This window comes from Achromobacter semiaridum (assembly GCF_053543755.1).
The window spans coordinates 46,454-59,195 of record NZ_JBLVOL010000058.1 but is presented as its reverse complement, the minus strand read 5'-3'; the positions used below and the strand labels follow the sequence as shown (position 1 = coordinate 59,195).

Below are 12,742 nucleotides of genomic sequence, written 5' to 3'. Positions count from 1 at the left end.
TCCGTGATTGCTTCGGGGCGGGCGGCTTGGCCGTATCGCTCCGGCGTCAGGATTTTCTTGCCCATGCGCCGTCCTTACCATTGCTTCGCAGCACCCTTACGCAGCAATGGAACGACGGCGCAGGTTTTTCTCCCGTAGTTTCGATATTGGCCGGCTTTCCGCGCTTAAGTCCCACATCCATGGCAACCAGTTCGACCCAGGCGGTTCCCGATACTCGCGACATCCCAGAACACGTGGCCATCATCATGGACGGCAACGGGCGATGGGCTACGCGACGGCTGCTGCCTCGCACGGCCGGCCACGCCAAGGGCGTGCAGGCGGTGCGCCGGGTGGTTGAAGCCTGCGGCCGCGCGGGCGTGCGCTATCTGACGCTGTTTGCGTTCAGTTCCGAAAACTGGCGCCGGCCCGCCGAAGAAGTTTCGCTGCTGATGCGCCTGTTCGTGCAGGCGCTTGAACGCGAAATCGGCAAGCTGGAAGAGCAGGGCGTGCGCTTGCACGTCATCGGTGACCTGAGCGCGTTCGAGCCCCGCTTGCAAGAGCTGATCCTGGCCGCGCAGGCGCGCACCGCCCACAACGACCGCCTGCACCTGACCGTGGCGGCCAACTACGGGGGCCGCTGGGACATTCTTCAAGCCACGCGCGCGATGCTCGCGGCCGAACCTGATCTGGCCGCCCACCCCGAGCGGGTCGACGAAGAGCGGCTGGCCCGCCACTTGTCGATGTCCTGGGCGCCCGAGCCCGACCTGTTCATCCGCACCGGCGGTGAGCAGCGCATTTCCAATTTCCTGATCTGGCAGATGGCCTACGCGGAGTTCTACTTCACGGATCGCTATTGGCCGGACTTCGGCGCCGCCGAGTTGCAGGCGGCGTTTGACTGGTATCGCACCCGCGAACGCCGCTTCGGCCGCACCAGCGCGCAAGTCAGTGAAACCGGCGCGCAGTAAGCAGACCGCGACAAGCGCGTCTTTCCAGAGCAGCACACGAGGAGACCGTCATATGTTGGGCCAGCGTATCGTTACCGCCGTCATCTTGTTGGCCATTCTGGCCGCCGCGATGATCAGCGCGAATCCCTGGTGGTTTGTTGCCTTGCTGGCCCTGGCCGCCGCGTGCGCCAACTGGGAATGGCTGCGCTTGACGCTGCCCCAGCCCCCGTCCCCCCTGATTGCCATCGGCGTCGCCGTGCTGCTGTTTTGCGGCATGCTGGCGTTGGCGTCGGCCTGGCTGGCGGGCAACGGCGTGGGCTGGCGCGATCCTGCGTGGGTGTTGCGCTATGTGGTGCCGGCCGTGGCGGCCGTCTGGTTGTTGGGCGGCTTCACGGCCGTAATCCAGGGCCGTTCCGACGCTTCGCCTGCCAGCCTGGGCTGGTCCGTCTTTTCGGTCCCCGCCGCGTTTGCGGCCTGGGCCGTGCTGGCGCAGATGTTCATCGCGCGCGGCGCGGGGTTCGTGGTGTCGCTGTTGGCGCTGGTTTGGGTGGCCGACATTGCCGCTTATTTCGCCGGCCGGGCGTTCGGCAAGCGTAAACTGGCCCCTCGGGTCAGCCCGGGCAAGACCATTGAGGGCGCCATTGCGGGCGTGTTGGGCGCCGTGATCTGGATCGGCTTGTCCAGCTTGTGGGACGGCTCGTTCGGCCATGCGCTGGTTGAACGCTGGAGCTTCTGGCTGGCGCTGCCCATCGCTGCGTTGCTGGGCGTGGTGTCCATCGTTGGCGACCTGTTCGAATCGCTGCTCAAGCGCCGCGCCGGCCGCAAGGATTCCAGCACGCTGCTGCCGGGCCACGGTGGGGTTTATGACCGCATCGATGCGATTCTTCCGGTTGCGCCGTTTGCGCTACTTTTGTCTGGAGTGTTGTTTTGACGGCTTTTCAACGCGTCGTCGTGCTGGGGTCGACCGGGTCGATCGGTGAAAGCACGCTGGATGTGATTGCCCGCCACCCCGATCGGTTGGCGGTTTACGCGCTGTCCGCGTACAGCCGGATGGAACGCCTGGCGGAACAGGCGCAGGCCAGCCACGCCGCCGTTGTGGTGGTGCCGGATGACGCGGCCCGCAAGCAATTCACCGCCGCCTGGAAAAGCAAGCAGGCGATGCCCGAAATCCGCGTCGGCGCCCGGGCGCTGGCGGACACCGCGGCTGACCCTGAATGCGATTCCGTCATGGCCGCCATCGTCGGCGCTGCCGGTTTGCCTGCGGCGCTGGCGGCGGCCCGCAGCGGCAAGCGCGTGTTGTTGGCCAACAAGGAAGCCCTGGTCGCTGCCGGGTCGTTGTTCATGCAGGCCATTCGCGACCACGGCGCCGAGCTGCTGCCCATCGACAGCGAACACAATGCCATTTTTCAATGCCTGCCCCACGGCGGGCGCGCGCAGGCGCCCGATGCGCCCGCGCCGGGCGTGCGCCGTCTGCTCCTGACGGCATCTGGCGGCCCCTTCCGGGGGCGCGACCTTGAAGACCTGCACGATGTGACGCCCGCCCAGGCGTGCGCCCATCCGAACTGGAGCATGGGCCGCAAGATCTCGGTGGACTCGGCCACCATGCTGAACAAAGGTCTGGAAGTGATCGAGGCGCATTGGCTGTTCGCCATGCCGCCCGATCGCATCGAAGTCGTGGTGCACCCGCAAAGCGTCGTGCATTCGATGGTCGAATACGACGACGGTTCGGTGCTGGCGCAGCTGGGGCAGCCCGACATGCGCACGCCCATCGCCTACGGGCTGGGCTTTCCGGATCGCCTGGCAAGCGGCGTTGGCCCGCTGGACCTCACGCGTCTGGGCCGGCTGGATTTCGAAAAGCCTGATCTGGCCCGGTTTCCCTGCCTGGCGCTGTCTTTTGCCGCGCTGCGGGCCGGGCAGGGCGCCTGCGTGGCGCTGAACGCCGCCAATGAAGTCGCCGTGGCGGCCTTCCTGGATGGCCGCCTGCCCTACACCTGGATCGCGCGCGTCATCGAAGCCACCCTGGAGTGGCAAGCCGCCCGGGCATCTGTTACGCTCAACAGTCTTGACGAAGTGCTGGCGCTGGATGCCGACGCGCGCATCTTCGCCGGTAACCTTGGGCTGGCCTGATGGCTGGCCCCGCTTGCTTCTGATTCCCTAGATCCCGATCCCGATGCTTTTCACCCTGCTGGCCTTTGCGGTAGCGCTTGGCTCCCTGATCACCTTCCATGAGCTGGGGCACTATTGGGTGGCTCGGCTTTGCGGCGTCAAGGTGCTGCGGTTTTCGCTGGGCTTTGGCAAGGTCATCTTGCGTCGCACGGATAAAAACGGTACCGAATGGGCCGTTTCCGCCTTGCCGCTCGGCGGCTACGTCAAAATGCAGGACGACGCGCCCGCCGGGGCCAGCCCGGCCGAGGCCGCCAGCGCGTTCAACAACAAATCCGTGGGCAAGCGCATCGCCGTCGTTGCCGCCGGCCCCGTCTTCAACCTGATCCTGGCGGTTTTCCTGTACGCCGGCCTGAACATGGCCGGTACGGACGAACCGCAGGCCATCATCGCCCAACCCGCTGCCGAGACGCCCGCCGCGAATGCCGGCCTGCTTGCGGGTGACCGCATCCTGGCCGTGGACGGCCAGGACATTGCTTCGTGGTCTGACGCCCGCTGGCGCCTGATGGACGTCATGTCCACCGGCGGCCGCGCGCTGATCGAAGTCAGCACGCCATCCGGCGCCGTCCAGCAACGCGAACTCAATCTACCGCCCAACGCCATGGACCCGTCCTCGGGGGATCCCCTGGCTGCGGCCGGCATCCGCCTGGCTCAACCCAGGCCCGGCGTGCGCGCCGTGAACGACGGCGGGGAAGGGCAGGCGGCGGGTATGCGTACCGGTGACCTGATTGTGGCCATCAATGGCCAACCCACGCCGGAAACGGGGTCGGTCATCAAGCAAATCCAGCAAAGTGCCGGCCAGACGCTAACGCTGACCCTGCTGCGCGATGGCGCCAATATTTCGCTGAACGTGACGCCGCGCGCCGAAACAGTCAATGGCCAGGAAATCGGCCGGCTGGGCGTGCAGTTGGGCGGCGACGTGCCGATGGTCACGGTCCGCTATGGCCTGTTCGAAAGCGTATGGCGCGGCGCGGTTCGCACCTGGGATACCGCCTGGTTCTCGCTGCGCATGATGGGCCGCATGGTCACGGGCGATGTCTCGTGGCGCAACGTCAGCGGCCCGGTCACCATTGCCGACTATGCCGGCCAGACCGCCCGAATCGGCATTGTTGCGTATATCGCCTATATTGCCTTGATCAGTATCAGCCTGGGCGTACTAAATTTGCTGCCCATTCCTATGCTGGATGGCGGCCATCTGCTGTACTATCTCGTCGAAATTGTGCGGGGTAGCCCGCCGCCAGCGAGGTGGATCGATATCGGACAGCGCGCCGGCATAGGTTTATTGGCAGGCCTGATGGGCCTTGCGCTGTTCAACGATTTCACGCGTTTATTCACGTAAACGCGATTTAGCATAAAATCCCCCGCCATTTGCACGACCGAGGATACTCAAGGATGTCTTTTCGCCGGATGTTTCATCACAAAAAGGGTGTACTGCCGGGTCTCATCGCCGCATTAATGCTGCCGGCCATGGCCCAAGCCTTCGACCCTTTTGTCGTGCGGGATATCCGCGTAGAGGGTATTCAACGGACTGACGCCGGCACCGTCTTCGGTTATCTCCCCGTCAAGGTGGGCGAGAAATTCACCGAAGAAGAGGCTACCGAGGCCATTCGCCGCCTGTACGGCACGGGCTTTTTCACCGACGTGCAGATCCAGACGGATAACAACGTTGTTGTGGTCGTCGTGCAAGAACGCCCGACGATCGCCTCCGTCAACTTCAACGGCATGCGCGAATTCGACTCCAAGGCGATCACCACGTCGCTGGGGCAGGTCGGTTTTGCCGAAGGCCGCATATTCGACCGCTCGATGCTCGAGCGCGCGGAATACGAACTGAAGCAGCAATACCTGTCCAAGGGCAAGTACGGCGTCGAAGTCACCTCCACCGTGACCCCGCTGCCGCGTAATCGCGTGGGCGTGAGCTTCGACGTGTTCGAAGGCGACGTTGCCCGCATCCAGGAAATCCGCTTCGTCGGCAACAAGGCGTTCTCGGAAAGCGACCTGCTTGACGAGTTCAAGCTGACGACGCCGGGCTGGCTGACCTGGTACACCGATACCGACAAGTATTCCCGCGAAAAGCTGGAAGGCGACCTGGAACGCCTGCGTTCGTTCTACCTGGACCAGGGGTACCTGGAATTCACGGTCGAACCCCCGCAGGTCACCATCTCACCCGACCGCAAGGACATCCGCATCACGATTACCGTTCACGAAGGCGAACCCTACAAGGTGCGCAGCGTGAAACTGGCCGGCAACCTGCTGGGCCTGGACAAGGAAATCAACGCGCTGGTGCAGACCAAGCCCAACGAGACGTTTTCGGCCGCCAAGGCCAACGACTCGGCCAAGGCCATTACCGACTACCTGGGCGAATTGGGCTACGCGTTCGCCAACGTCAACCCGAACCCGCAACTGGACCGCGCCAAGCACGAAGCCGACCTGACGTTCTACGTCGACCCGAGCCGCCGTGTGTATGTGCGCCGCATCCAGATCGGTGGCAACACCCGCACGCGCGACGAAGTCGTGCGCCGCGAAATGCGCCAGCAGGAAGCCGCCTGGTACGACGCCAAAGACATCAAGACGTCCCGCGACCGCGTTGACCGCCTGGGTTACTTCAGCGACGTCAACGTCAAGACCGATCCGGTTCCGGGTTCGCCCGACCAGGTCGATGTGAACGTCGACGTGAAAGAAAAGCCCACCGGCATGATCAACCTGGGCGTGGGCTACGGCTCGTCCGAAAAGGCGATTCTGTCGGCCGGTATCAGCGAAGACAACGTTTTCGGCAGCGGCACCAACCTGACGCTGCAATTGAACACCAGCAAGACGAACCGCGCGGTCGTGCTGTCGCACACCGACCCGTACTGGACCAAGGAAGGCATCAGCCGCACCACGTCCGCGTACTACCGCGTGACCGAGCCCTGGAACAACAACGACGGCGACTACCGCGTCAAGGCCATCGGCCTGGGCATGAACTTCGGTATTCCGATTTCGGAATACGACCGGATCTTCCTGGGCGCCAACTACGAACACAACCAGATCGACCTGTTCACGAACTCGCCGCAGGCGTACAGGGACTTTGTGGGTCAGTATGGCGATTCGACCAACTCGGTCATCTTCAGCACCGGCTGGTCCAAGGACACGCGTGACAGCGCGCTGGCGCCGACCAAGGGGTCGTACACCCGCCTGAAGGCCGACGTGTCCACCGTCGACCTGCAATACACGATGTTGACGGGCCAACAGCAGTACTTCGTGCCGCTGGGGGGGGCGTACACCCTGGCCTTGAACGGCATGGTGGACTGGGGCCGCAGTTACGGCAGCAAGGATTACCCGGTCATCAAGAACGTGTATGCCGGCGGTATTGGCACCGTTCGCGGGTATGAGGGCTCGTCGCTGGGTCCGCGCGATACGCTTACCGGCGACTACCTGGGCGGTACGCGCCGTATCGTGGCCAACGCGCAGTTGTATCTGCCGTTCCCGGGCGCCACCAAGGACCGCACGCTGCGTTGGTTCATCTTCAGCGATGCGGGCCAGGTCGCAGCCGGCAGTGGTCTTAGTTGCACCCGCGGCCGCGACAACACCGAAGTCGAGGATCCTTGCGGCTGGCGTTTCTCGGCGGGTGTCGGCCTGTCGTGGCAGTCGCCGATGGGACCGTTGCAGCTGTCTTACGCCCGTCCGCTTAACTCCAAGCAGGGTGACGACAAGCAAAGCTTCCAGTTCCAGATCGGTACCGGTTTCTAAGCGCGCCGTTACGCTTGAAAACAAGGGAGGGGCCCCCGGGCCCGGCTCCCTTGCTGTTTAGTGGCACAATACACACTTTGGCTTTGCCTTACTGGAAGGTGAGATTTTCATGATGTCTGATTTCGCACTTAAATCATCGAATACGCCGCGCGCCAAGCGCCGTGGCAAGCTGGGCGGCTCCATTGCCCTGGTGGGTGCTCTCATTCTCGGTTCGGCTGCTGCGATTCCCGCACAGGCTCAAAACACCAAGATCGGCTTCGTCAATACCGAGCGAATCCTGCGTGAATCGGGCCCGGCCAAGACGGCGCAAAGCAAGATCGAAGCCGAATTCAAGAAGCGCGACGACGAGCTCCAGCGCCTGAACAACAGCCTGCGTTCGCAAGCCGAGAAGTTCGACAAGGACGCTCCGGTTCTGTCGGAATCCGACCGCGTCAAGCGCCAGCGCGAACTGTCCAACCTGGATACCGACCTGCAACGCAAGCGTCGTGAATTCCAGGAAGACTTCAATCGCCGCCGCAATGAAGAGTTCTCGGGCATCGTCACGAAGGCCAACGAGGCCATCAAGCGCATCGCCGAGCAAGAAAGCTACGACCTGATCATCCAGGACGCCGTGACGGTCAACCCGCGCATCGACATCACCGACAAGGTGATTCAGAGCCTGGGCAAGTAAGCAGCACCCGTCACACCATGCCGGTTTTACTGGATCTTGCTCGCGCGCCGACTCTTGAAGCACTGTTGAGCGCCGCCAATACCCAGGGTATGGACTGGCGCATCAGCGCGCCCCAGGGCGCAGAACCTTTCAAGGTCTGCGGTATCGGGACGCTGTCTTCGGCGGGTAGCCGGGAAATCACTTTCCTGGCCAACCCCCGCTACCAGAGCCAACTGACCACCACGCAAGCCGGGGCGGTCATTGTCTCGGCCGACGTGGCCGAGGCGCTGGAAGCAAAGGGCGCCGATCGGCCGCCCTTTGCGCTGGTCGTCTGCAAACACCCCTATCTGCTGTATGCCCGTGTGGCGCAATGGTTTGACGCCGCGCGTCGGCCGGCGTTGCCGGGTTCCACGCATCCGTCCGCCGTGGTTGCGCCCGATGCCGTCCTTGAAGAGGGCGTGCGTATCGGCCCCAATTGCGTGATCGAGGCGGGCGCTCGCATCGGTCGCGACACGGTCCTGGGACCGGGCTGCGTGGTCGGAGAAGGCTCGTCCATCGGCGCGGGCAGCCGCCTGCACGCACACGTCACCCTTTACGAAGGCGTGAAAGTGGGCGAGCGGGCCATCATCCACAGCGGCGCCGTGTTGGGCGCCGACGGTTTCGGCTTTGCGCCGGACCCGACGCTGGGGCAGGGCGCCTGGGGCAAGATTCCCCAGCTGGGCGGCGTGTCCGTGGGCAACGATGTCGAAATCGGTGCCAACACCACCGTCGACCGGGGCGCGTTGGACGACACCGTGGTGTCGGACGGCGTCAAGCTGGACAACCAGATCATGGTGGCGCACAACGTGCGCATCGGCGCGCATACCGCCGTGGCGGCGTGCGTGGGCATCGCCGGCTCCACCACCATCGGCGAACGCTGCACCATCGGCGGCGCCGCGATGCTGTCGGGCCATTTGACCTTGGGCGACGACGTGCACATCTCGGGTGGCACGGCGGTCACCTCCAGCATCACCAAACCAGGCCGCTATACCGGGGTGTTCCCGTATGCCGAGCATGGCGACTGGCAGCGCAACGCCGCCGTGATACAACAGTTGGCGCAACTGCGCCGTCGCGTGCGCACGCTCGAAAAAGACTAGAGCGCGCAATTGCCGCCTGGGCGTGCACGCGCCAAAATCATTTCATCTCGCAGGAAAGCATAGAAAAATGGAACTCGACATCAAGGGGATCATGGAGAGGCTGCCGCATCGTTATCCGATGCTGCTGATTGATCGCGTCGTCGAAATGGTGCCCGGCAAATCCATTGTCGCCATCAAGAATGTCTCGATCAATGAACCGTTTTTCAACGGCCACTTCCCCCACCATCCGGTGATGCCGGGCGTGCTCATCGTGGAAGCCATGGCGCAAGCCTCGGCGCTGTTCTCGTTCACGGACGAAAACGGCGGCCTCAAGTGCGATAGCTCGAAGACGGCTTACTACCTGGTCGGCGTCGACGGCGCGCGCTTTCGCCGCCCCGTTGTGCCGGGTGATCAACTGCGCATCGAAGTCGAAGCCGAACGCCTGAGCCGCAGCATCTGTAAGTACGCCGCGCGCGCCACGGTTGACGGGCAAGAAGTGGCGTCCGCCAAGCTGATGTGCGCGATTCGCAGCCTGGAAGAGTAAATGGCAGGAAACATCCATCCCACCGCAGTCGTTGATCCAGCGGCAAAAATCGACCCGAGCGCCATCATCGGCCCGTTCGCAATGGTGGGACCAGACGTCACCATCGGCGCGGGGACCGAAATCGGCCCGTACTGCATGGTTGACGGCGTCACGACCATCGGCCGCGACAACCGTTTTTACCGCTACTGCTCGATCGGCGGCATGCCGCAAGACAAGAAGTACGCCGGTGAAAAGACGCGTCTGACGATCGGCGACCGCAATACCGTGCGCGAATTTGTCACGCTGAACACGGGCACCGTGCAGGATGGCGGTGAGACGACGCTGGGCAGTGACAACTGGATCATGGCGTACGTGCACGTGGCGCATGATTGCCACGTAGGCAGCCACACCATTCTGGCCAACTCGGTGCAACTGGGTGGGCACGTACATGTGGGCGACTGGGCCATCATCGGCGGCCTGACCGGCGTGCACCAGTTTGCACGCGTGGGCGCCCACACGATGACGGGCGGCAACAGTTCGCTGATGCAGGATTCGCCTCCGTTCGTGCTGGCGGCGGGCAACCCGTGCCGGCCGGTGGGCATCAACGTCGAAGGCCTGAAGCGTCGCGGTTTTACCCCCGTGATGATTTCGGCACTGCGCGAAGCCTACAAGATCATCTATCGCCGTGGTTTGCCGCTGGACGCCGCGCGCGCTGAACTGTACAAACGCCAACAAGAAAGTCCCGAAGCGGCCGAGCATCTGCAAACGATGCTCGATTTTCTGGACGTCGCCTCGCGCGGCATCATCCGTCCATGAATACGCGGATCGGCATGGTGGCCGGCGAGCCTTCGGGCGACTTGCTGGCCGGTCGGATCATTGCCGGTCTGCAAGCGCGCGATGCCGGCGTGCGGTGCGAAGGCATCGGCGGCCCGCAAATGCAGGCCCGCGAATTTGACGCCTGGCATCCCATGCATGCGCTGACCGTGTTTGGCTACGTCGACGCGCTCAAGCGCCTGCCCAGCCTGCTTAGCACCTATCGCGACGTCAAGCGCCGCTGGCTGGCCGAGCCGCCCAAGGTCTTCGTGGGCATTGATGCCCCCGACTTCAACCTGCGGCTGGAACACCAATTGCGCCTGGCCGGTACCCCCACGGTGCATTTCGTTGGCCCGTCCATCTGGGCGTGGCGCTACGAACGCATCCACAAGATCCGTGAATCCGTGTCTCACATGCTGGTGCTTTTCCCGTTCGAGGAAGAGATCTACCGCAAAGAGAACATTCCGGTCACCTACGTGGGTCACCCCTTGGCGGGTGCCATCCCGATGCAGCCGGATCGCGCCGCGGCGCGCGCAAGCCTGGGTATCGACCCGAACGCGCGCGTGCTGGCGATTTTGCCCGGTAGCCGCTCCTCCGAAATCCGCCTGCTGGCCCCGCGCTTCCTGCAAGCCGCCCAGCTGTTGATGAAGAAAGATCCCGCCCTGCAATGCGTCGTGCCCATGGTCAACGACCAGCGCCGCGCCGAATTCCAGGCGATTCTGGCCCAGCATCCGGTGCCCGGCCTGCGCTGCATTACCGCGGACGACCTGCATGGCGCCGGCGGCGATCGCAAGGCGCCCGTTGCCTGGTCCGTGATGGAAGCGGCCAACGCGGTGTTGGTGGCCAGCGGCACGGCCACGTTGGAAACGGCGCTGTACAAGCGCCCCATGGTGATCTCGTACGTGTTGTCGCCCTGGATGCGCCGCATCATGACGTGGAAGTCGGGGCAGCAGCGGCCGTATCTACCGTGGGTGGGCCTGCCCAACGTGCTGCTGCGCGATTTCGCGGTGCCTGAATTGCTGCAAGACGACGCCACGCCCGAAAAGCTGGCCGAGGCCACGTGGGCATCGTTGACCGACGACGCGCTGATCGCCCGGGTCGAAGCCCGCTTTACCGCCATGCACCAGGAATTGCTGCGCGACACGCCGGCCCTGGCGGCCCAGGCGATTCTGGAGGTGGCGGGTGGAGCAGCCTGAATTGTTCGCGGCCCCCGTGCAGCCCGCCATGGTGACGGCGGGCGTGGACGAGGCGGGCCGTGGGCCGCTTGCCGGCGCGGTCTACGCAGCGGCCGTGATCCTGAACCCGGCCCGGCCCATCGATGGGCTGGCCGATTCCAAGGTGCTTAAAGCCGCCACCCGCGAGGCGCTGGCGCTTGAGATCCAGGAACACGCCCTGGCCTGGTGCGTGGCCAGTGCCAGCGTGCAGGAAATCGATACCCTGAATATCCTGCGGGCCACGATGCTGGCCATGCAGCGGGCGGTGCAGGGCTTGTCCTTGCCCGCGCAGCTTGCCTTGGTGGACGGCAACCAGGCGCCCAAGCTCGGTTGCACCGTGCAGACGGTCATCAAGGGCGATGCGCTGGTGCCGGCAATTTCCGCCGCCTCCATCCTGGCCAAGACCGCGCGCGATGCCGATCTGGTGCGCCTGCACAGCCTGTATCCGCAATACGCTTTTGACCAGCACAAGGGCTACGGCACCGCGCTGCACCTGCAAATGCTGCGAGAACACGGCCCCTGCGCCGAACACCGCCGCAGCTTCGCCCCGATCAAGGCGTTTGGCCTGGCGTCATGAAGCACATCAGTTCCCGCGAGAACCCCGCAGTCAAGGCCCTGGCCAAACTGGCCGGCACGGCCGGCAAGCGCGGCGCGCCCGTGTTGCTGGACGGCGTGCACCTGTGCCAAGCCTGGTTGCAGCACCACGGCGCGCCGGACCGGGCCATCTTCGATGTGGACCGCCTGGCGCAACCCGATATTGCCGCGTTGGCAGCCGCCGTTCCCGACGCCCGCTGCCTGGCGCTGGACGCGCGCCTGATGCAATCGTTGGCCAGCGTGGAAAGCGGGCAGGGCGTGGCCTTTCTGGTCACCCCCGAGCCGTTGGAAATGCCGGCCGATATCGACGAAAACTGCGTTCTGTTCGATCGTATCCAAGACCCCGGCAACGTCGGCACGCTGCTGCGCACCTGCGCGGCGGCGGGCGTGAAACGCGTGTTCCTGGCAACCGGTACCGCCGCCGCGTGGTCGCCCAAGGTCTTGCGCAGCGGCCAAGGCGCACACTTCGCCCTGGCCATCCACGAACACGTTGACCTGGCTGGCTTGTTGCCCAGCCTGCGCGTGCCGCTGGTGGCAACCGCGCTGGACGGCGCACAGAACCTTTACGAAGGCGCGTTGCCGGCCCGGTGCGCCTGGGTCTTCGGGCACGAGGGCCAGGGCGTGGATCCCGCTTTGCTTGCCGCCGCCCGGCTCAAGGTCTGCATCCCGCACGACATGGCCGCCGTCGAGTCCTTGAACGTCGGTGCGGCCGCTGCGATCTGTTTGTTCGAGCAGCGGCGACAGGCGCTCTCTCGCGCTGAATACTGAATAATCCGTCGTTTTTCCCCCTTTTTTTAGCCGGTCCAATGATCTGGCCCCGCTTATACTCGCGCCTGCTTAAGGCTCAATTGCGACGCGAATACGGCGCGAATACGGCGCGAATACGGCGCGAATACGGCGCGAATACGACGCGAATACGACGCGAATACGACGCGAATACGACGCGAATACGACGCGCGGGCGATCACGCGAACGACCAGACAGGGTTAGCTTGCGCTACTGGGGCGCGGGCCGGCACGACC

The 12,742-nt window shown here is 64.3% G+C and carries 12 protein-coding genes; all 12 read left to right on the top strand.

What is annotated here, in order from left to right:
* Nucleotides 1–179: 179 nt before the first annotated feature.
* The 12 genes from uppS (at nt 180) to ACNPP0_RS16455 (ending at nt 12,488) form a co-directional block, all read left to right on the top strand.
* Complete coding sequence (uppS, locus tag ACNPP0_RS16510; RefSeq protein ID WP_332607655.1) at nt 180–944, top strand: polyprenyl diphosphate synthase; 765 nt, start codon at nt 180–182, stop codon at nt 942–944.
* 52 nt (nt 945–996) lie between these two features.
* Nucleotides 997–1,854 carry a phosphatidate cytidylyltransferase gene (locus ACNPP0_RS16505; RefSeq protein WP_448706487.1) on the top strand — a complete coding sequence of 286 codons (858 nt, stop codon included), beginning with the start codon at nt 997–999 and terminating at the stop codon, nt 1,852–1,854.
* Complete coding sequence (locus ACNPP0_RS16500) at nt 1,851–3,050, top strand: 1-deoxy-D-xylulose-5-phosphate reductoisomerase (protein WP_448706486.1); 1,200 nt, start codon at nt 1,851–1,853, stop codon at nt 3,048–3,050. The genes ACNPP0_RS16505 and ACNPP0_RS16500 overlap by 4 nt, the downstream gene beginning before the upstream one ends.
* A gap of 43 nt (nt 3,051–3,093) precedes the next feature.
* Nucleotides 3,094–4,425, top strand: coding sequence for an RIP metalloprotease RseP (gene rseP, locus ACNPP0_RS16495; RefSeq protein ID WP_448706485.1), 1,332 nt, complete (start codon nt 3,094–3,096; stop codon nt 4,423–4,425).
* A gap of 53 nt (nt 4,426–4,478) precedes the next feature.
* A complete protein-coding gene (gene bamA, locus ACNPP0_RS16490) occupies nt 4,479–6,812 on the top strand; it encodes an outer membrane protein assembly factor BamA (RefSeq protein ID WP_448706484.1) in 2,334 nt (777 codons plus the stop codon).
* A gap of 109 nt (nt 6,813–6,921) precedes the next feature.
* Nucleotides 6,922–7,482, top strand: a complete 561-nt coding sequence (locus ACNPP0_RS16485; protein WP_046807180.1) for an OmpH/Skp family outer membrane protein — start codon at nt 6,922–6,924, stop codon at nt 7,480–7,482.
* A gap of 17 nt (nt 7,483–7,499) precedes the next feature.
* The gene (gene lpxD, locus ACNPP0_RS16480) at nt 7,500–8,597 is read left to right on the top strand and encodes a UDP-3-O-(3-hydroxymyristoyl)glucosamine N-acyltransferase (RefSeq protein ID WP_448706483.1); all 1,098 of its coding nucleotides are present in this window, start codon (nt 7,500–7,502) and stop codon (nt 8,595–8,597) included.
* Between the two features lie 67 nt (nt 8,598–8,664).
* A complete protein-coding gene (gene fabZ, locus ACNPP0_RS16475; RefSeq protein WP_006219108.1) occupies nt 8,665–9,120 on the top strand; it encodes a 3-hydroxyacyl-ACP dehydratase FabZ in 456 nt (151 codons plus the stop codon).
* Nucleotides 9,121–9,915 (top strand): acyl-ACP--UDP-N-acetylglucosamine O-acyltransferase, encoded by a 795-nt coding sequence (lpxA, locus tag ACNPP0_RS16470; protein ID WP_332607661.1) that lies wholly within the window; start codon nt 9,121–9,123, stop codon nt 9,913–9,915.
* Nucleotides 9,912–11,108: a lipid-A-disaccharide synthase gene (gene lpxB, locus ACNPP0_RS16465; protein ID WP_448706482.1), complete on the top strand. Its 1,197-nt coding sequence runs from the start codon at nt 9,912–9,914 to the stop codon at nt 11,106–11,108. The genes lpxA and lpxB overlap by 4 nt, the downstream gene beginning before the upstream one ends.
* Nucleotides 11,095–11,703: a ribonuclease HII gene (gene rnhB, locus ACNPP0_RS16460; RefSeq protein ID WP_448706481.1), complete on the top strand. Its 609-nt coding sequence runs from the start codon at nt 11,095–11,097 to the stop codon at nt 11,701–11,703. Before lpxB ends, rnhB begins: the two co-directional genes overlap by 14 nt.
* On the top strand, nt 11,700–12,488 hold the full coding sequence (locus ACNPP0_RS16455; protein WP_448706480.1) for a TrmH family RNA methyltransferase: 789 nt from the start codon (nt 11,700–11,702) through the stop codon (nt 12,486–12,488). Before rnhB ends, ACNPP0_RS16455 begins: the two co-directional genes overlap by 4 nt.
* Nucleotides 12,489–12,742 lie beyond the last annotated feature (254 nt).

Bases quoted from the DNA above. Each gene is read 5' to 3' on its own strand.
- uppS (WP_332607655.1), top strand. From the start codon at position 180: ATGGCAACCAGTTCGACCCAGGCGGTTCCCGATACTCGCGACATCCCA.
- ACNPP0_RS16505 (WP_448706487.1), top strand. From the start codon at position 997: ATGTTGGGCCAGCGTATCGTTACCGCCGTCATCTTGTTGGCCATTCTG.
- rseP (WP_448706485.1), top strand. From the start codon at position 3,094: ATGCTTTTCACCCTGCTGGCCTTTGCGGTAGCGCTTGGCTCCCTGATC.
- bamA (WP_448706484.1), top strand. From the start codon at position 4,479: ATGTCTTTTCGCCGGATGTTTCATCACAAAAAGGGTGTACTGCCGGGT.
- ACNPP0_RS16485 (WP_046807180.1), top strand. From the start codon at position 6,922: ATGATGTCTGATTTCGCACTTAAATCATCGAATACGCCGCGCGCCAAG.
- lpxD (WP_448706483.1), top strand. From the start codon at position 7,500: ATGCCGGTTTTACTGGATCTTGCTCGCGCGCCGACTCTTGAAGCACTG.
- fabZ (WP_006219108.1), top strand. From the start codon at position 8,665: ATGGAACTCGACATCAAGGGGATCATGGAGAGGCTGCCGCATCGTTAT.
- lpxA (WP_332607661.1), top strand. From the start codon at position 9,121: ATGGCAGGAAACATCCATCCCACCGCAGTCGTTGATCCAGCGGCAAAA.
- lpxB (WP_448706482.1), top strand. From the start codon at position 9,912: ATGAATACGCGGATCGGCATGGTGGCCGGCGAGCCTTCGGGCGACTTG.
- ACNPP0_RS16455 (WP_448706480.1), top strand. From the start codon at position 11,700: ATGAAGCACATCAGTTCCCGCGAGAACCCCGCAGTCAAGGCCCTGGCC.